This is a genomic window from Kushneria sp. AK178, from assembly GCF_053903105.1.
Map to the genome: position 1 here is coordinate 676,447 of NZ_CP096381.1, position 18,568 is coordinate 695,014.

The 18,568-nt window shown below is 64.4% G+C and carries 14 protein-coding genes and 1 riboswitch; of the genes, 7 read left to right on the plus strand and 7 right to left on the minus strand.

All coding sequences use genetic code 11. The annotated features are described in order from the left end of the window. Positions 1–147 precede the first annotated feature (147 nt). A complete protein-coding gene (locus tag M1D97_RS03075; RefSeq protein ID WP_456269287.1) occupies positions 148–1,830 on the minus strand; it encodes a BCCT family transporter in 1,683 nt (560 codons plus the stop codon). A gap of 211 nt (positions 1,831–2,041) precedes the next feature. After that, on the minus strand, positions 2,042–3,142 hold the full coding sequence (locus tag M1D97_RS03080) for a cobalt-precorrin-5B (C(1))-methyltransferase (protein ID WP_456269288.1): 1,101 nt from the start codon (positions 3,140–3,142) through the stop codon (positions 2,042–2,044). Between the two features lie 289 nt (positions 3,143–3,431). On the opposite strand from M1D97_RS03080, the gene katG reads away from it, so the two are divergent. Both katG and M1D97_RS03090 read left to right on the plus strand, forming a co-directional pair. Continuing rightward, positions 3,432–5,720 carry a catalase/peroxidase HPI gene (katG, locus tag M1D97_RS03085; protein ID WP_456269289.1) on the plus strand — a complete coding sequence of 763 codons (2,289 nt, stop codon included), beginning with the start codon at positions 3,432–3,434 and terminating at the stop codon, positions 5,718–5,720. 243 nt (positions 5,721–5,963) lie between these two features. Then, positions 5,964–6,977: a DUF535 family protein gene (locus M1D97_RS03090; RefSeq protein ID WP_456269290.1), complete on the plus strand. Its 1,014-nt coding sequence runs from the start codon at positions 5,964–5,966 to the stop codon at positions 6,975–6,977. Here the strand turns inward: M1D97_RS03090 and M1D97_RS03095 are convergent. Continuing rightward, on the minus strand, positions 6,963–7,982 hold the full coding sequence (locus tag M1D97_RS03095; protein ID WP_456269291.1) for an SMP-30/gluconolactonase/LRE family protein: 1,020 nt from the start codon (positions 7,980–7,982) through the stop codon (positions 6,963–6,965). The genes M1D97_RS03090 and M1D97_RS03095 overlap by 15 nt on opposite strands. A 148-nt stretch (positions 7,983–8,130) precedes the next feature. Next, positions 8,131–8,276: riboswitch (FMN riboswitch) on the plus strand. A gap of 111 nt (positions 8,277–8,387) precedes the next feature. Between M1D97_RS03095 and ribB the strand changes: the two genes are divergently transcribed. From ribB to M1D97_RS03115, 4 genes are all read left to right on the plus strand, one after another. Beyond that, the gene (ribB, locus tag M1D97_RS03100; protein ID WP_456269292.1) at positions 8,388–9,077 is read left to right on the plus strand and encodes a 3,4-dihydroxy-2-butanone-4-phosphate synthase; all 690 of its coding nucleotides are present in this window, start codon (positions 8,388–8,390) and stop codon (positions 9,075–9,077) included. A 69-nt stretch (positions 9,078–9,146) separates the two neighbouring features. Continuing rightward, positions 9,147–10,094, plus strand: coding sequence for a glutathione S-transferase family protein (locus M1D97_RS03105; RefSeq protein WP_456269293.1), 948 nt, complete (start codon positions 9,147–9,149; stop codon positions 10,092–10,094). 25 nt (positions 10,095–10,119) lie between these two features. Continuing rightward, the gene (locus tag M1D97_RS03110; RefSeq protein WP_456269294.1) at positions 10,120–11,613 is read left to right on the plus strand and encodes a carboxypeptidase M32; all 1,494 of its coding nucleotides are present in this window, start codon (positions 10,120–10,122) and stop codon (positions 11,611–11,613) included. Positions 11,614–11,718: 105 nt separating this feature from the next. After that, positions 11,719–12,510: a Mut7-C RNAse domain-containing protein gene (locus M1D97_RS03115; RefSeq protein ID WP_456269295.1), complete on the plus strand. Its 792-nt coding sequence runs from the start codon at positions 11,719–11,721 to the stop codon at positions 12,508–12,510. Between the two features lie 44 nt (positions 12,511–12,554). On the opposite strand, the gene M1D97_RS03120 is transcribed toward M1D97_RS03115, so the two are convergent. Continuing rightward, entirely contained in the window at positions 12,555–13,583 is a 1,029-nt protein-coding gene (locus M1D97_RS03120; RefSeq protein ID WP_456269296.1) for an alpha/beta fold hydrolase, read from the minus strand. A gap of 199 nt (positions 13,584–13,782) precedes the next feature. Here M1D97_RS03120 and M1D97_RS03125 point away from each other — a divergent pair, with 199 nt between their 5' ends. After that, entirely contained in the window at positions 13,783–15,105 is a 1,323-nt protein-coding gene (locus M1D97_RS03125) for an Nramp family divalent metal transporter (RefSeq protein ID WP_456269297.1), read from the plus strand. A 20-nt stretch (positions 15,106–15,125) separates the two neighbouring features. Here the strand turns inward: M1D97_RS03125 and M1D97_RS03130 are convergent, their stop codons facing one another. The 3 genes from M1D97_RS03130 to M1D97_RS03140 all read right to left on the minus strand — a co-directional run bounded on the left by M1D97_RS03130 (position 15,126) and on the right by M1D97_RS03140 (position 18,436). Next, positions 15,126–15,929 (minus strand): DUF1206 domain-containing protein, encoded by an 804-nt coding sequence (locus M1D97_RS03130; RefSeq protein WP_456269298.1) that lies wholly within the window; start codon positions 15,927–15,929, stop codon positions 15,126–15,128. A 64-nt stretch (positions 15,930–15,993) separates the two neighbouring features. Further along, entirely contained in the window at positions 15,994–16,473 is a 480-nt protein-coding gene (locus M1D97_RS03135; RefSeq protein WP_456269299.1) for a YchJ family protein, read from the minus strand. A gap of 121 nt (positions 16,474–16,594) precedes the next feature. Beyond that, positions 16,595–18,436 (minus strand): META domain-containing protein, encoded by a 1,842-nt coding sequence (locus M1D97_RS03140; protein ID WP_456269300.1) that lies wholly within the window; start codon positions 18,434–18,436, stop codon positions 16,595–16,597. Between the last annotated feature and the right edge of the window lie 132 nt (positions 18,437–18,568).

The following is an 18,568-nucleotide window of genomic DNA, read 5'->3' on the forward strand; positions in this document are numbered from 1 at the left end:
AGTCTATAGACTATAGAACTACCCGGTATCATGCCCCGGTCGCCTATCGGCCACGGCCGATGGGCGACCATAAAAAACGGGGCGACCCTTCGGCCGCCCCGTCCATTGTTGCCCTTTCAATCCGGGCCGGCCCGGATTGTCAGCGACCTATTGCGCCGGTTTCTTCGCACGGGGCTCCGACATCAGCCCCTTGATGACACCGAAGCAGCCGACCAGCAGTACGATGGCAAACGGCAGCCCCGTCGAGATGACCATCGCCTGCAGAGCGCCCAGACCGCCGCCCAGCAGCAGCGCCACGGCAATGGCACCGCTGATCAGCGCCCAGAACAGACGCTGCGAGGTCGGCGCATCCATCTTGCCGCCGGCAGTGATGGTATCGATGACCAGCGACCCGGAGTCGGCCGAGGTGATAAAGAACACCAGGATCAGCAGCACGCCAATCAGGGACGTAAACGTCGACCAGGGCAGATTGCCCAGCATGGCAAAGAGCTTGATCTCCAGTGCGGCTTCCGCAAGATCCTGCATGCCGGCATCCACCTGGGAAATGGCGGCACCGCCGAAGACGGTCATCCACAGTACACAGATGACGGTTGGTGCCAGCAGCACGGCAATCAGGAACTCGCGCACGGTACGGCCGCGGCTGACGCGAGCGATGAACATTCCCACGAACGGCGACCAGCTGATCCACCACGCCCAGTAGAACGCCGACCAGGACTGGCTGTAGTCAACATCCTCACGGCCGAATGGCATCGACAGCGCCGGCAGGTAGGTGATGTAGGCCCAGATGTTGTTGAAGAACCCGACAACCAGATCCATCGTCGGACCGGTGAACAGGATGAACAGCAACAGCAGAAAGGCCAGACCCATGTTCACCTCGGAAAGGTGCTTGAGACCGGCATTGACACCGGCGGCGACCGAACACAGGGTCACGGTCGTGATCGCCACGATCAAAAGCACCCGCGTGGTATCGGTGTCGGGCACATCAAACAGATAGTGCAGCCCGGCCGTGGCCTGCTGCGCGCCGTAGCCCAGCGAGGTGGCAAGACCGAACAGGGTGGAAAAGACCGCCAGGATGTCCACGATGTGGCCGGGCCAGCCCCAGACGCGCTCGCCCAGAATCGGGTAGAAGATCGAGCGCATGGTCAGCGGCAGCCCCTTGTTGAAGGAGAACAGCGCCAGCGACAGGGCCACCATGGCATAGATCGCCCAGGGGTGAAGTCCCCAGTGCAGCATGGTCGAGGCCATGCCCAGCTGGCGTGCCGCGACTTCATCGCCCATGGCGCCGCCCAGCGGTGCGCTGTCGATACGGACCCCGTTTTCGATCGAGGTGCCGTCCAGCGCCGCCGTATAGTGCGAGATGGGCTCGGCCACCCCGTAGAACATCAGTCCGATGCCCATGCCGGCAGCGAACAGCATGGCGAACCAGCTGAAGTAGTTGTGATCCGGCTTGGCTTCGGCGCCCCCCAGTCGCACCTTGCCCAGCGGCGTGAAGATCAGCCCGATGGCCAGTATCACGAAGATGGCGGTCGACAGCATGAAGAACCACGAGAGGTTGCCGGTCAGCCAGTCACGGATGCCGTTGAAAAACGGCTCCATCTGACCCTGCAGGGTGAGCGTCAGAACCACGAACAGCAGCACCAGCAGCGACGAGATGCCGAACACCTTGCCGTGCAGGTCCACGTTGAAGAGCATGCGACCCTGGAAATTGTCCTGACCGATGACATAGTCGGTATCGATCAGATCGGATTCACCGGTGGGTGCCGGTATCCCCTCCGCGGTATTGCTCTCTTCGTCCTCGTTCTTTTTTTCGTTTTCCGAATCTTGTGTCAAAGTCGTTCTCCATCATTGTGGCCGGGAAGCGTCAAAAACGATCCCGACTGAATGAATGTCAAACCGGAGCCGGGCCGGTCATTTTTTTGTGCCATCGGTCAGCAGGGTAGTCGTTGTCAGACAAACCTCATAACGTCGCGGGCCATTGATTGATGACATTCGAATGGGTGCCTGCCGTTGCCGCAGGCACATGGGGTCGTGCAGTGGGGCTTCAGCAGAGGTGTGACGCGCTCCGGCCGATGCAGCGCCCCTGACGGTCAAACACCATGACATCGAGTGCGATGCCGCTGTGCTGGATGACCGCCGCGGCGCGCCTTCGGGCGCTTTCTGCCAGCTGATCGCCCAGCTGGATGCCCGCCGCGCCGGCCAGTTCAAAGGCCTCGAGGCCCGAATTGGCGCCGGCGATGCGATCAAACAGGCCCTGGTCACCGCCGGCATCGCGCGCCAGCCGGGCCATGCGTTCCAGATCGATGGCGCCCCGCCTGGAGTGCACATCCAGCATGCCCTGGCCGAGCTTGGCCATCTTGGCGATGCCTCCGGCGATGGTGACCTGCGGTACCGGATGCCTTTTCAGATACTTGAGCATGCCGCCGACGAAATCGCCCATTTCGATCAGTGCGCTCTCGTCCAGACCGTAATGCGCCTGGACGGCCGCTTCCGAGGTCGACCCGGTCGACCCCGCCACGTGTGACAGGCCCCGGGCGCGGGCGACATCAATGCCACGGTGAATGGAGTGAATCCATGCCGAGCATGAAAAGGGGATCACGACTCCCGTGGTCCCCAGCACCGACAGCCCTCCCACGATGCCCAGCCGGCCGTTGAGCGTTTTCTCGGCGATGCGCTCGCCGTCGTCGATGGCGATGGTAACTTCCAGATCCACCTGATGATGGCCGGGGGTTTCCTGTGCCACCGCCTCAAGCGCCTGACGAATCATGCGTCGAGGCACCGGATTGATCGCCGGCTCCCCGACCGGCACCGGCAGGCCCGGGCGCGTGACCGTCCCCACACCGGGACCGGCCCTGAACACCAGACCGGAGCCTGCCTTGAGCGGGCGGATCGTGGCGCGCACCAGAACGCCATGCGTGGCATCCGGATCATCGCCGGCATCCTTGACGACGCCGGCCATGGCCCAGTCATGGCCGCGCTCATGCACGGCAAGCGCAAAGGCCGGCGTCTGCCCCTTCGGAAGTGTCACGGTGACCGGATCGGGAAACTCACCGCTCAGCAGGGCCGCATAGGCGGCCCGGGCCGCGGCAGTTGCGCAACAGCCGGTGGTCCAGCCGCGTTTGAGGGGAGATCGATCGTCGCTCATGGCACTTCAGGGGCCGCGAAGGTAGGGCATCACAATAACATGTTCAAACGCCGCCTCCGGCACGCTGGTCACGGCCATGGGGCGGTACTATCGAAGCTGATTGAAAAAACTCATGAAAATGGCGCCTCAGCGTCACAAACATAATCTATGTTGATAATCCGGGTGAGGAAAAAAAGCGTGTGGTACCGCCGCCCGGTACTGACCCGCCCTGTCATGAAAAACCACCAGTGTCCGGCGATGTGCCCTGACCCGATAATCTGGCATCGTCCGGCAGACCGGGATAGACATCATGAGTGAAGAAGTCAGAATCGGGGGCAAATGCCCCTTTGCAGGCGACACCGTGGGCGGTGTTGCCGGTTCCGAGCCGACCACTGATCATTGGTGGCCCAACCGGCTCAAGGTAGAGCTGCTGCATCAGAACCCGCGCGAAGCCAATCCCCAGGATGAGGATTTTGACTACGCGCAGGCTTTCAGCCAGCTGGATCTGGCCGAGGTCAAAAGGGATATCAAGGCCCTTCTGACCTCATCACAGGATTGGTGGCCGTCGGATTACGGCAACTACGGCCCGCAGATGATCCGCATGGCGTGGCACTCCGCCGGTACCTACCGGATTGCCGACGGCCGTGGCGGTGCCGGTGAGGCGATGCAGCGCTTTGCGCCCATCAACAGCTGGTGGGACAACGGCAACGTCGACAAGTCGCGGCGCCTTTTGTGGCCCATCAAGCAGAAGTACGGCGACGCCCTCTCCTGGGCCGATCTGATCGTGCTGACCGGCAACTGCTCGCTGGAGATCATGAATTTCCCCACCTTCGGCTTCGCCGGCGGGCGCATCGATGCCTGGGAGCCGGACAACCTGACCTACTGGGGGCCCGAGAGCTGGTACGGCAAGAAGATCGAGGACGCCCCGCACGGCCCCTTTGAAGGGCATCCGGACCAGATGGTCAATCGCGACCTGCGCTGGACCGGTGAAGCCGGTGACGACAACTATGATCTGGAAGCGCCGCTGGCGGCCTCCAATTCCAACCTGATCTATGTTGACCCGGAAGGCTCGGCCAAAAAGGGCGTGCCGGAAGACTCCGCCGCCGACATTCGCATTACCTTCGGCCGCATGGCGATGAACGACGAGGAGACCGTGGCGCTGATCGCCGGTGGTCACGCCTTCGGCAAGTCCCACGGCATGACGCCCCCGGATCAGATCGGCTTCGCGCCGGAAGGGGCGCCGATGGAAGCGCAGGGGCTGGGCTGGCACAACCCGCGGGGCAAGGGCAACGCCGAAGACACCATGACCAACGGGATCGAGGGCTCCTGGACGCAAAACCCGATCCAGTGGGATAACAGCTATCTGGAAAACCTGTTCAACTTCGAGTGGGAGCAGACCCGCAGTCCCGCCGGTGCCCTGCAGTGGACGCCGGTCGACAAGAACGCCCCGCGTACCCCGGATGCGCACCTGGAAGGCGTCGATCATCCGCTGATGATGATGACCTCCGACATCGCGCTGAAGGTCGACCCGTCCTATCGCGCCATCTGCGAGAAATTCCTCGAGGATTTTGACTACTTCACCGACGCCTTCTCGCGCGCCTGGTACAAGCTGACGCATCGCGACATGGGGCCGAAGGCCCGCTATCTCGGCCCGGAAGTGCCGAACGAGGATCTGATCTGGCAGGACCCGATCCCGGCGGTGGATTTCGAGCTGGTCAACAGCGATGACGTTGCCGAGCTCAAGCGCCGGATTCTCGATACCGATCTGTCGGTGTCCGAGCTGGCAGGGGTGGCCTGGGGCGCGGCTTCGACCTTTCGTACCTCCGACAAGCGCGGCGGCGCCGACGGTGCGCGTATCCGTCTGGCACCGCAGAAGGACTGGCCGGTCAACAATCCGCACCACGTCAGCCGGGTCATCAGTACGCTGGAAGGCCTCAAGCGCGACTTCGACGGCGCCCAGAGCGGCAACAAGAAGGTCTCGCTGGCCGATCTGATCGTGCTGGGCGGCTGCGCTGCGGTGGAAAAGGCGGCGAAGGATGCCGGTGTCGATATCGAAGTGCCCTTCACGCCGGGGCGCAACGATGCCACCGCCGAGCAGACCGACGAGCAAAGCTTTCGCTGGCTGGAGCCGGTCTCCGACGGCTTTCGCAATTTCCATCGCACGGACGTGAACTACAACGTCTCGCCGGAGCAGATCTTTCTCGATCGCGCCGCACTTCTGGGGCTGTCGGCCCCCGAGTGGACGGCGCTGACCGGCGGCCTGCGGGTACTGGACGTCAATGCCGAGGGCGCGCATCGCCACCACGGCGTTTTCACCGACCGCCCCGGCGTTCTGACCAACGACTTTTTCCTGAACCTGACCTCGCCGGCGTTTGAATGGAAAAAGGTCGATACGCAGGGCATGGAGTTCACCCTCAATGATCGCGCCTCCGGTGAAGCGACATTCAAGGCGACCCGCTGTGATCTGATCTTTGGCGCCAACTCGCAGCTGCGCCAGCTTGCCGAGTTCTACGCCCAGAAGGGCGGCCACGAGAAGCTGGTGAAGGACTTCGTGGCGGCCTGGAACAAGGTCATGATGCACGACCGCTTCGACGTCTGATTCCGGCTCGTCGCTTCACCGAACCCGGTGCCTTCTGGCGCCGGGTTTTTTATGGCCGGTCTGCCCCCCCCCTGAAGGCTCGGGCCCTGTCTCTTGGGGCCGTTAAAGCGGGGCATCGGGTCGATAGCGAACACTGTTTGCCTTCCTTTTTTAACGCCTTTAACATGAGCTTAATATTTTCTTAACCTTCCGGGCGTTCACTGGTTTCTGTCGCCATGGGGCCCGTCAAGCGAGTTGTCTGTCATGCATTCGTCCGCTGTCTCCTTCCAGTGGGAGCGCGCGTCCTCCTGGCGTGCTGCCCACCATGTCTATCCCGAGCGCCGTGAATGGAAGATGCGCTACAAGATGTTTTGGCGCGCGACCCTCCATTACGGCATCCATCGTGCGCTGGTCATGGGCATTGGTCTGAACCCGCTGCTGGAAAGGGCGGTAGCGAATCGGCCCAACCTGCTGAACAAGCCGTTTCGACCCTATATCTCGATTCGCTACGGTCATGTCGAGCGGCTGCGCCATCTGCTGCTGCACTACCGCCTGCAATCCGAGCTGCTCGATGATGACGTCAGCGCGCGCATCATGCAGCGCCCGGGGCTGTGGCTGGGGGCGTGTGAAGTGGGGGGCGAAACGGCCAATATCTACCTGGGCTATCGTGGCGCACACGACAAGGAGGGTGAGATGATGCTGATGATCCTCCGTCCGCCCAAAAAGCGCCTTTATAGCGCGGCACTCTCCTTTGTGCGTGATGAGCAGGGTCGGCCGGCATTGTGTCTGGGTACCGTGCAGGGGTCGCGGCAGCAGTCGGACTGGAATCGGCAGTTCACCCGCGATCATTTCGGTCTGCGACCGCAGTCACTGATGGTCGAGCTTACGCAGATGCTGGCCCGCACTCTGGGCATGACCAGTATCTACTGCGTGGACAATGCCCATCACGTCTACCGTGCCAGACCCAACGGCAGCCGACAGCGCGGCTTTGATCTGGATGCGCTGATCATCGAACACGGCGGCGAGGCGGCATCAAAGGGCTGGGTCGTACTGTCCGCCGAGCAGCGTCGCAGGCCCGTGGAAGCCATCGCCTCCAAAAAGCGCAGCATGTATCGCAAGCGCTACGCCTGGCTGGATGCGCTGGAAGAGCGGGTCGGCCGCTCGCTGGCAGGAACGCCCGAGCCGGCGCCGGGCGTGGCCGGCCCGGCCATCGAGCAGGCGCCGGTCATGGCGGATGCCGGCGCTCGCTCACAGGAGAACGCGTCAGTCGCGCTGTGAGCGCGCCTCGCCGATGTTGACCGGCACCCGATAAAGGCTGCTGGTCGCGGTCACGAACAGATAGTGCTGACCGTCGTGTTCGGCAAAGGCCAGATTGGCCGTGCGCTCGGGCAGGTCGACGCGTCCCAGGCGTTCGCCGTCCGGATTGAAGACCTGCAGGCCGCTGTCGCTGCTGGACCAGACGTTGCCGCGTTCATCAACCTTGATGCCATCGGGTACGCCAGGGGAAACCTCGACAAACACGCGCTCGTTGGAAAGCGCACCGTCATCGCTGACATCGTAGGCCACGATATGATGGTTGAGGCTGTCGTCGTCCCGGTCGTGGCCGCGTTCCGAGTCGGCGATGTAGAGCGTGTCTTCGCCGGGGGAGAAGGCCAGCCCGTTGGGCGTTTTGACGGCCGGTGTCTCGAGCCGGGTCAGCTCGTCATTTTTCGGGTCGAAGCGATAGACGTATTCGCCGCCGGTCACCGAGCGTCCGCCGTAGCCCTCCTCGGGCTGATCGATGCCGAAGGTCGGGTCGGTGAACCAGATACGTCCCTGACGGTCCACCACCAGATCATTGGGGCTGTTGAGCTTGTTCTCCCCCTCCAGGTCGACCAGTATCTCCCACTCGCCATTGTCGTCCTGTCGCTCTACCGCGCGCTTGCCGTGCGAGGCGGCAATGACCCGCCCCTCGTGGTCCAGCGTATGGCCGTTATGGAACTGGGCGGGTCGGAGCCACTCGCGAACCTCTTCGCCCTCGCGCCAGATCATCACGCGGTTGTTCTTGATATCGCTCCAGATCACGCTGCCGTCCGGCAGGGCCAGCGGCCCTTCGCTCCATTTGGCGCCGTCATACAGCCGCTGGATGTCGGCGTCGTCATCGATCAGCTCGGCAAACCCGGGGGTCTCCGCAACGACTGCCGGGGCGTCGCCATGTGATGCCAGCGCGCTGCCGGCGCCCATGCCGGCCATCAGCAGACCGGTGCACAGCGAGCGTGAAACGTGTTGAAGCCAGCGGGACATGGGACTTTTCCTTGTGCCTGAGTGGATGGCATCAGTCTGACCCCTGAAACAGCTTTCGCCAATATGACCATTTGCGATTGACACATTCGGGAGGGGATTGCTCAAGCGGTAGCGGCGAGATAGTCTGACCCTTGATTCGTTTTTCGAATCAGATCCTCAGGGCGGGGTGAAAGTCCCCACCGGCGGTGATGTCGTCCCATGATGAACAGGCGAACAAGCCCGCGAGCGCACCACGCGCAGGAACCGGTGAGATCCCGGTGCCGACGGTGATAGTCCGGATGGGAGAGGATTGACGCCCGATGGCCCTTGTGGCACCGGTGCGTCGCTGTACACGTCGTACAAGCACTCCTGTCTTGCCCTGTTCCTTGTCATTCGCCGCCTGTGGCGATTCTGGAGCAGCCTGTCATGTCATTTGAAACATCGTTTGATACGTCCCGATTCCCCGATGCCGGTGGGCGCGTGCGCGCCGCCCTCGACAGCCTGGCCCGCGGCCGCGGCGTGGTGGTCACCGACGATCCCGACCGTGAAAACGAAGGCGATCTGATCTTCGCCGCCACCACCCTTGAAAGCCCGCAGATGGCGCAGATGATCCGTTTCGGCAGCGGCATCGTCTGTCTGTGCCTGACCGGCGCGCATGCCGAACGCCTCGAATTGCCGCCCATGGTGGTCAACAACGAAAGTCCCTATTCGACCGGCTTTACCGTCACCATCGAGGCCCGAGAGGGCGTGACCACCGGTGTCAGCGCCCATGATCGCACTGTCACCGTGCGCGCTGCGGTCGCCGACAACGCCTGTGCCAGTGATCTTGTCCGTCCGGGCCACATCTTCCCGCTGCGCGCCCGTGACGGCGGCGTGCTGGAGCGCCGGGGGCACACCGAGGCGACGATTGATCTGGTGCGTCTGTCGGGTCATGCCCCGGCCGGCGTGCTCTGCGAGCTGATGAACGACGACGGCACCATGATGCAGGGCGAGGCACTGGAAGCCTTCGCCCGCGAATACGACTATCCCATGGTGTCGATTGCCGAGCTGGCCGCCTGGCGCGAGCAGCACGATCAGGCCGAATCCTTTGATGTGGCCGCGTTTGCCACCCTTTGATCGAAACGCGGTGGCCGACCGCCCCGGTCGGTCGCCGACCTCCCGACACAACCCTGACAGGGGGTGCCCATGACGCTGCCCCTGCTTCACCACTTTGATCCTTCTCCCTTTTCCGAAAAGGTGCGCCTGCTGCTGGGCTATTGCGGCCTCGAGTGGGGCTCGGTCCATATCCCGCGCATGATGCCCAAGCCGCACTTCACGGCCCTGACCGGCGGCTATCGCAAAACGCCGGCGCTGCAGCTGGGGCGCGATATCTACTGTGATACCGCGCTGATCGTGCGCGTGATCGAGCGGCTGTCGGGGAACCCGACGCTGCTGCCTCCCGATCAGGCGGCAAGCTGCAGGGCGCTGGAAGAGATGGGCGATCGGCTCTTTCTGGCCGCCATTCCGATTCTCTTTCGCCCCGAAGGGCGCGCCGCACTGATCGAGCAGATCGGTGAAGAGGGTCTGGCGCGCTTTCAGGCCGACCGTGCGGCGCTTTTCAGCGGCGGCAGCGTCTCGCGCCCCGATGATTCGTTTTCCCGCGCCGTCTGGGACCCGACGCTGGAGGCTCTCGAAGCGCAGCTGGCTCATCGGCCGTTCATGCTGGGCGAGACGCCGACGCTGGCCGATTTTTCGCTTTACCATCCGATCTGGTATGTCAGAAACAACCCGGGCGTGCACGGGATCACCGACAGCTATCCCGCCGTGATGGCCTGGTGGGCGCGCATGCAGGCCTTCGGTCATGGCCGTGCTCGTGAGGTCAGCGAGGCCGAAGCGCACGATATGGTGGCCGGCTGTGATCACTGGCAGCCGCTGGCGGGCGGGTTCGATGACAGCGCAGGCATTGCCGCGGGCGAGCGGGTGGCCGTCCACGCCGTGGACTACGGTGTGGATGCGGTGCACGGCCGTCTGGTGCATGTGAACCGGGATACCCTCACGCTCGAACGCGAAGCCGGGTTTGAAGACCGCCCCCTCGGACCGGTCCGGGTGCATTTTCCCCGCGACGGCTTCGCCCTGACCCTGACCCCGATCTGACCCCGTTATCTGCAAGGAGCCTTTCATGACAACCGGTACGGCCTATCAGCAGCTCGAAGCGCGCTTTACGCGTCTGCATCGCTATGCGCATCTGGGCGCCATGGCCGGCTGGGATCAGCTGACCCTGATGCCCGAGGGCGGCAATGAAGCCCGGGCCGAAGCCATGGCGGAGTTGAGCGTGTTGATGCACGACACGCTGATCGCGCCGGAAACGCGCCGGCTGCTCGACGATACCGATGCCGCAGCACTTGAAGACGAGCAAAGGGCCAATCTGCGCGAAATGAACCGCGAGGTACAGGAGGCCACGGTCATGCCGCCGGCGCTGGTGGAGGCGCAGTCGCTGGCCGGTGCGCGCTGTGAAAGCGTCTGGCGGCGCTGCCGGCCCGACAACGACTGGCAGGGCTTTCTGCCCACCTTCAGGGAGGTGGTGCGCCTGTCGCGTGAGGAAGCCGACATTCGCGCCGAGGCGCTGGGCTGTGGCCGCTACGAGGCGCTTTTACAGAAGTTCGAGCCGGGCATGACCGTGGCCGAGCTGGATTGTATCTTCAACGACATGCGTCAGTGGCTGCCCGGGCTTCTGAGCGAGGCGCAGGCGCATCAGCGCGAACGTCGTATCGTCCTGCCCGAAGGCCCCTTTGCCACGGATGACCAGCGACGACTGGGCGAGCGCGTCATGCGCTGGCTGGGGTTTGACTTCAATCACGGCCGGCTGGATGTCAGCCTGCATCCCTTCTGCGGTGGCGTCCCCGAGGACGTGCGCCTGACCACCCGCTATCGGGAAGACGAGTGTCTCTCGGCGCTGATGGGCATCATCCACGAGACCGGTCACGCCCGCTACGAGCAGAACCTGCCGCCGGCGTGGCGCGGCCAGCCGGCGGGACGTGCCCGCTCGATGGCGGTGCATGAGTCCCAGAGCCTGAGTCTGGAGATGCAGCTGGGCCGCAGCGCGCCCTTTGTGCGAACGCTGCAGCCGTGGCTGGTGGAGACCTTCGGCGACCAGCCGGCGTTCGAGACGGAGAACCTGATTCGTCTGGCCCAGCAGGTCGAACCAGGCCTGATCCGCGTTGATGCCGATGAAGTCAGCTACCCGGCGCACATCCTGCTGCGCTATGACATCGAGCGGGCGCTGATCGAAGGCGAGATCGAGGTCGAGGATATTCCGCAGTGGTGGGATGAGGGCATGGCACGCCTGCTGGGACTGGATACCCGCGGCAACTACCGCGATGGCTGCCTGCAGGACATCCACTGGACCGACGGTTCGTTCGGCTATTTCCCCACCTACAGTCTCGGCGCCATGCTCGCCGCCCAGCTGATGGCCGCGGCCCGTCGCGCCGAGCCGCAGATGGACACGCGCATTGCCGAGGGCGACCCGGGCCTGCTGCTGGACTGGCTCAAGGGCAATGTCTGGCAGCAGGGCAGCCTGCTGGAAACGCCAGAACTGATTCAACGCGCCACCGGTGAGGCGCTCAATCCTGAGTACTACCGGCGTCACCTGCGCGAGCGTTACATCGGCGGCTGACGCGTCGCGAGGCAACAGGGATGAGTGACAACCAGTCCGGGTATTACAACGATGCGGTTATATAAGCGCTTGAGTATGTGACATTCGCGCCGGCGACTCCCACACTTGGGCACTCAATACCGCGACGTCGAGACCTCGGCCATGGGTGTACAGGTGGTTTTTCACGGCTGTCTCGATGATTTCCTGTCGCCTTCCGGGCGAGGGCAGCCGGTCATGCAGCAGACCCTGCGGCGAACATCGCTCAAGGATCTGGTGGAGTCCTTCGGGGTGCCGCATCCCGAAGTCGCGGCGCTGACGCTCAATGATCGCCCGGCAGCGTTCGAGACGCTGATCGAGCCGCTGGAAGACGACCATGTGCTGGTCAGGGCCTGGCCGGCCCGGGCGCTGGACGCGCTACGGGCCGAACACGCCCTGCAGCCGCCGCGCCCGCAGCCGGCACGCTTCGTGCTGGACGTGCATCTGGGCAGGCTGGCGCGCGATCTGCGCCTTTTGGGGTTTGACGTCTGCTGGCGCAACGATTTCGACGATGAGGAACTGGCCGGCCTCTCCGAGGCGCAGCGTCGCATTCTGCTCACCCGCGATCGTCGCCTGCTGTATCGCCGCCGCATCGTCCACGGCTATTTCGTGCGTGCCACGGACCCTGCCCGACAGGTCGAGGAGGTCTGTCGGCGCTTTGAACTCCACGGCGAGATTGAAGCCTTCAAGCGCTGCACGCGCTGCAACGCCCCTCTGGTGAAGGTCGACAAGGCGTCGGTCGCCGACCGGCTGGAAGCGCGCACCCTGCGCTATTACAACGATTTCTATCGGTGCGCCGGCTGCCGTCACATCTACTGGCGAGGCAGCCATTTCACGCGCATGGCCGCCTGGATCGAGGCGCTGCAGCAGCAGGCCGGGTGACCGGCGGCGCGGCACGAGCGAGCCCCCGGCCCCTGCGGCGGTGGTCAGAGCCGCGGGTCGCCGGCTTCATCGCCGACCGGTCCCTGCGCCGCGCGTGTGATCATGCGATGAACCTCTTCGGCCACGAGATCGGGGTGATCCTCGGGCGTGAAGGGCGTGCCGTTGATAATGCGCCGCACCACCGGCACCGAGATTCGGATGGCCAGATGCTCGGCCGAGGCCAGTGACTGCGGCGCATGATCGCCCTGAAGCATGGCGATGGGCATGGTGGGCGACAGGGGCAGACGAGCCGCCATCGCTCTGCCATCGCCGGCATTCAGGCAGCGTATCTGATGCGCCAGGCCGGCAGGGCCGGTTGGCTGGCTGTAGGGGGCCCAGGCGAGGGTGGACGAGGGCGCCGCGTGCTGCCGGGCGCCCCGGTCGGGGCCTGCCAGCACCCGATTGAGCAGAGGCCTTGAAAGCGCCGGCGGCAGCTTCTCGATGAGGCCGGCCATGCGTGCAGCACCAGTCAGTGCCGGTGTCGGCCAGTCATCAAGGGCGGGCGTATCCACCAGTACCAGCCCCGCGATCCGTTCGGGATACAGCGCCAGCAGCGCCTGCAGCACGCCGCCGCCGATATCGTGGCCGACGAACACGGCCTGCTCGATCTGCTGGTGGTCCAGCCAGGCGATCAGATAATCCACCTGAGCGGCCAGCGAAATGTCGCGCTCCAGCCCTTCATTGATCGACCAGCCAAAGCCGACCAGCTCCCAGGCCAGACAGCAGCGTCCGGTATCGGTCAGACGGGGGATGACGTGGCGCCACAGGCGCGGGTTGGTGGGGAGGCCATGCAGCATGACCACCGGCGGCTGTTCGCCGCGCTCACCGTGTTCTTCCCAGCGCATCAGCACATTGTTGACCAGGGCGCTGCGTGAGAGCGCCGGTGCCGTATTGAGCCGGTCGTGGCGGGCGGCCTGGATGGTCTGATGCTTCTGCCAGCTGGCCCACGCCATGCCGGCGGCGACGCCTGCCAGAGCCCAGCGGCCCTTGTGCGAGCGCCGGCGTGGACGCTCCCGCGAAATATCACGTGCCATGATGGGTTCCTTTCGTCAGGTAGTGGTGATGACCTGCCCGCACCTGCTCAATAGTCACAATGAAGGACAGCCTGAATGGAAGCATAGCCGGCCCCCTTGGCGGCGCAATCGGTGTTCGAGGTGATGAGGGCTCTTTTTAACCCGGGTATAATTGTATTACCCTAGTGTTCTTAAGGTAAGATTCAAAAAAGGGCGCCCCATGAACACGACACCCCGGCAACCGGCTTCGCTGACAGGGACCGATATTGTCCCCGGCAGCATCCGCGTGCCCCGCGGCGGTAGCGCCCTGCGACGCTTTCTGGCCTTTCTGGGGCCGGGTGCCATGGTGTCGGTGGGCTATATCGATCCGGGCAACTGGGCGACGTCGCTGGAGGGCGGGTCGCGCTTTGGCTATACGCTGTTGTGCGTGATTCTGCTCTCCAACCTGATGGCGGTACTGCTGCAGTCGCTGTGCGCGCGGCTGGGAATCGCCAGCGGGCGCGACCTGGCGCAGAGCTGTCGCGAACACTACTCGACGCCGGTCAACGTCGCGCTCTGGGCGCTGTGCGAGCTGGCGATCATCGCCACGGACCTTGCCGAGGTGATCGGCACCGCCGTGGCGCTCAAGCTGCTGTTCGGCATGCCGCTGGCCTGGGGAGCGGCGATTACCATTGTCGATACGGTGGTGCTGTTGATGCTGATGCGGCGGGGCTTTCGCTGGCTGGAAGCCTTTGTCATGTCGCTGATGGCGATGATCTTCGGCTGTTTCGTGGTGGAACTGGTGCTGGCGCAGCCGTCGCTGGCCGGCATTGCCGACGGCTTTTTCACGCCCGATACCAGCATCGTGACCAATCCGCAGATGCTCTACATCGCCATTGGTATCGTCGGTGCCACGGTCATGCCGCATAATCTGTATCTGCACTCGGCGCTGGTGAAGACCCGTGATGTCGAGCACAGCGCCCGCGGCAAGCGCGAAGCGCTGCGCTTTGCCACGCTCGACAGCACGATTGCCCTGTCGCTGGCGCTGTTCGTCAATGCCGGCATCCTGATTCTGGCCGCGGCGGTCTTTCACAGCGCCGGGCAGACGGTCGTGGAAATCGATCAGGCCTATGCCCTTCTGAGCCCGCTGCTGGGTGCCGGGATTGCGGCGACACTGTTTGGCGTGGCGCTGCTGGCCTCCGGGCTCAATTCGACGGTGACGGCCACGCTGGCCGGTCAGATCGTGATGGAGGGGTTTCTGCGCTTTCGCATGAGGCCCTGGGTACGGCGATTGATCACGCGCGGGCTGGCAATCCTGCCGGTGCTGTATGTTACCCAGGTCTACGGTGACCAGAGTGTCGGGCGGCTGCTGGTGCTGAGTCAGGTCGTGCTGTCGCTGCAGCTGCCGTTTGCCATCGTCCCGCTGATCCGCTTTGTCTCGCGACGCGACTGGATGGGCGAGCTGGCCATCGGCTGGAAAACCCGGGCGCTGACCTGGGCGATCACGAGCCTGATTCTGGTGCTCAACGTCCGGCTGGTCGTGGCGGTATTCCAGGGCCTCTAGCCGGGGCAGGTGCCTGCGGGTCAGGCATCGACGTCGCGAAAGCGGGCGTTGACCAGGCAGTAGCCGCCATAGGCGATCAGTCCCAGAGCGACCGCGCTCAAAAGCCAGGGGCCGAAGGGCTGCTCGGCGACGGCGCTCAGGGCGCCGCCCAGCCCGCGGGCGTCGTCGGGATCGGTATTGATGGCGGACAGGCACAAAAAAAGTGACACGATCATGAAGACGATGCCGCGGGCGATCAGGCCGATCCTCGAGACGTTGGCCGCGATCAGCCGCTGGGTACGGCTCATCTCGTCCAGATGCCAGTTCTTTTCATAGCTGTGTTGCCAGCCGCGCCAGATCTGGCGCAGCCCCACGCCCAGAAAGCCGAGTCCGACGAGGAAAATGGCGACGATACCGCCCGGGTGGGCCATGACGGTACGGGTCTGGCTGCTGGTGTCGCTGGAGCTGCTGCCGCCGTCCATCAGGAGCTCGATGCAGTTGATGGCGATACCGGCATAGATCATGCCGCTGAGCGCATAGCCCAGCCGGGTCAGGATGCCCTTCCAGTTGCGCCCCTTTTGCTCGGCGTCGAGGATGGCCTGCACCAGCCGCCAGGCGGTGTAGCCGAAAAGCCCGATCGCCAGCAGGGCAATGAGAACGCTACCGAAAGGCTGGGTGGCCAGCTCCCTGATGGCTTCCGAGGATCCTCCGTTACGCCCGCCCATGCCCAGTACGGCCATCATCGACAGCCAGCCGATGGTGATATAGATCATGCCCTTGGCGGTGTAGCCGCATCGGGCAGCGATGGTCACAAGGCGCTGGGTGTTGCCGCTGGGATGGTCCAAGCCAACTCCAAATAATCAGGGGGAACGCTAGAGTCTGGAAAACAATGCTTTCGTTTACCAGCCTTTATTGATGGGCACAGCACTTCTTGTACTTTTTGTTGCTACCGCATGGGCAGGGGTCGTTGCGTCCGGCCCGGGCCATGGCCGGCGGGTCGATCACGCCGTCGACATAGCGCCAGCGCCCGGCGCTGCGCCGAAAGTGCGACCGCTCATGCAGCGTATGCTCCTGACCGTCCTCCAGATACCACGCCCGGAATTCCACCATGCCCTGGGCGCCGTTGATGCGCGATTGAATGATCTCGAGGCGCTGCCAGTCCACGGTGCGCACGTTGAGCATCGCCGCGTCCTCGGGCGGGCGCCCCGGCGCGTTGTCCGCCCAGGTCTCGAGCAGGTAGTCACCCAGTCCGCCCAGGGCAAAGGCGCTGTAGCGTGACCGCATGAGGGTCTCGGGCGTGTCGGCAGACCGCTCCCGGCGATGAAGCGGGCCGCAGCAGCGATCATAGGGATAACCGCTGCAGCAGGGGCAGAAGAAGTCGGTGGTCATGAATCAACCCTGTAGCAGTGCAACGTGGTACAGACTGCAATCGTCATGCAGATAAAAAAGACCGGCCGACAGTGTAGAGACTGTCGGCCGGATGTCGAGACGCGCGGGGGAAACGGGGCGATCAGGCCTGCCAGCGCGCACTCAGCCAGTTCAGGGCGCGGGAAGTGGTGGCGCGCACGCCGCGCTCCAGAGCGCTTTCATCCAGACGCGAGGTGGTGATGACGCTGCTGTCATCGCCGCTGTCGCGATCGGTCAGTTCGGGAGCTGCCTCCTGCCGGTGCGGCTCGTCGGAGAGCACCTTCTCCTGCGACTGATTGATCGGCTCGCCCGAGTACAGCACCCACTGATTGCTCTCACGAACCGCATAGGAGCGTATTTCGCGCGGGGCGGTGACGGTCATGTCGGGCAGCTCGCTCTCGGTATCGCCCTTGAGCAGGCTGGCAAACCAGGCGTGGCGCGAGGTTTCAACGGCCGGCTGCCAGGGGGTGGTGCTTTCGCTGGGCGTGTGCTGCGGCGCGAGCTGCCAGCTGTCGGCGCCCATCTGCTCCCACAGATCCAGACGCGGCGACTGCTGAGCCAGTACCGGCGTGTCGTTTTGCGACAGGCGGGTGGCCTGAACCGCCTCACGCGGGGCCAGCGCCATGGTGGTCGCTTCGCGCGGTGCCGGACGGCTCTGAGCGCTCGGCGCCTGTGACGTGCCTGTTTGTTGTGCTGCGGCAACCGTGTCACCGGTATGAATCCGGTCGTTCAGGGCCACGGGCGCCTGCTCGGAGGCGGTATTGATCGGCTCGGCGGCTGTCGGGGCCTGTGCCACCGTGCGGGTCGGGGCAGGCGCGACGGTATCGCCGGTACGAATCTCGTTGCTCACGCCGATGGGCTCGCGCTCGGCGGCGGTATTGATCGACGCCGGGGCCGCCGGAGTCTGAGCCACCGTGCGGGCCGGGGCAGGCGCCACGGTATTGCCGGTACGAATCTCGTTGCTCACGCCGATGGGCTCGCGCTCGGCGGCGGTATTGATCGACGCCGGGGCCGCCGGAGTCTGAGCCACCGTGCGGGCCGGGGCAGGCGCCACGGTATCACCGGTATGAATCTCGTTGCTTACGCCGATGGGCGCCCGCTCGGGGGCGGTATCGGTCGACGCCGGAGCCTGAGCGACGGTGCGGGTCGCAGGCGCAACGGTATCGCCGGTATGAATCTCGTTGCTCACGCCGATGGGCGTCCGCTCGGGCGCGATGCTGACCGGCTCGACACGGGGGGCCTGAGCCACGGCCCGGGTCCGGGCATGTGTGACCGGCGCGCCGGCATCGACCTGGCTGTAGAACTGAAGCCGCGGGCGCTCGGCGACCCTTTTGGGGGCCGGTTGCTGTGGCGCGGTCGTCTCGACGGTCGGGGCAGGCTCGGGAGTGGCCTGAGGGGCCGTCGTGGCTGCTACCTGCGGCGCCTGCTGTTGCGGTGCCGGGCGGCTGGCGGTCTGCTCGCGGCGTTCATGCTTGTTGGCGCGATCCATGGCCAGGGCGCTGTCGCTGGCGTCCGCGCTGGGCCCGGCCGGGTTCGGGCCGAAGCTGGCATGCGTCAGCTGTGGGTCGGTATTGGTATGTACGACCACGGCGTGAACGTTATCGCGCAGCAGCCACATGTCGCCGGTCTTGTCGAGCTTGGGCCCGCGCTTGAGAAACTCGGCAAGCACCTTCTCGCGACGCTCGTCACCAGGCTGGCAGGCCATTCGGGTCGAGGCGATCTCGCCGACGTCCAGTCGGGCCTCGTCCGGACGGGCGTTGGCGCTCAGATGATTGCAGCCAACCCAGGCATCAAGACGATTGCCGGTCAGGTTGACCTTCGCGCCGCTGATGTTGGTCAGCGCCGTGGCATAATAGCCTGAAGATGAAGACCCGGAACTGGCGCATCCTGCCATCAGGGTGGCCAGTGCCAGCGTGGTAAGCGTTGGCCTGAATGCGTGTCGCATTGAAACTCCTGTTGCGTTGATCATGCTACCTGTCCCGGGTAGGCGGTCGGTTTTGATGAAAACATCGGCACATATCGATCATGGGACGCAAGCATACCCTGGTGAGCGGGCAAGGATGTGATCAAAGTGATG

What these genes read in the sequence shown, in the direction of transcription:
- M1D97_RS03080 (WP_456269288.1), bottom strand. Translation starts at nt 3,142, where the DNA reads ATGAGCGACGATCGATCTCCCCTCAAACGCGGCTGGACCACCGGCTGT.
- katG (WP_456269289.1), top strand. Translation starts at nt 3,432, where the DNA reads ATGAGTGAAGAAGTCAGAATCGGGGGCAAATGCCCCTTTGCAGGCGAC.
- M1D97_RS03090 (WP_456269290.1), top strand. Translation starts at nt 5,964, where the DNA reads ATGCATTCGTCCGCTGTCTCCTTCCAGTGGGAGCGCGCGTCCTCCTGG.
- M1D97_RS03095 (WP_456269291.1), bottom strand. Translation starts at nt 7,982, where the DNA reads ATGTCCCGCTGGCTTCAACACGTTTCACGCTCGCTGTGCACCGGTCTG.
- ribB (WP_456269292.1), top strand. Translation starts at nt 8,388, where the DNA reads ATGTCATTTGAAACATCGTTTGATACGTCCCGATTCCCCGATGCCGGT.
- M1D97_RS03105 (WP_456269293.1), top strand. Translation starts at nt 9,147, where the DNA reads ATGACGCTGCCCCTGCTTCACCACTTTGATCCTTCTCCCTTTTCCGAA.
- M1D97_RS03110 (WP_456269294.1), top strand. Translation starts at nt 10,120, where the DNA reads ATGACAACCGGTACGGCCTATCAGCAGCTCGAAGCGCGCTTTACGCGT.
- M1D97_RS03120 (WP_456269296.1), bottom strand. Translation starts at nt 13,583, where the DNA reads ATGGCACGTGATATTTCGCGGGAGCGTCCACGCCGGCGCTCGCACAAG.
- M1D97_RS03125 (WP_456269297.1), top strand. Translation starts at nt 13,783, where the DNA reads ATGAACACGACACCCCGGCAACCGGCTTCGCTGACAGGGACCGATATT.
- M1D97_RS03135 (WP_456269299.1), bottom strand. Translation starts at nt 16,473, where the DNA reads ATGACCACCGACTTCTTCTGCCCCTGCTGCAGCGGTTATCCCTATGAT.
- M1D97_RS03140 (WP_456269300.1), bottom strand. Translation starts at nt 18,436, where the DNA reads ATGCGACACGCATTCAGGCCAACGCTTACCACGCTGGCACTGGCCACC.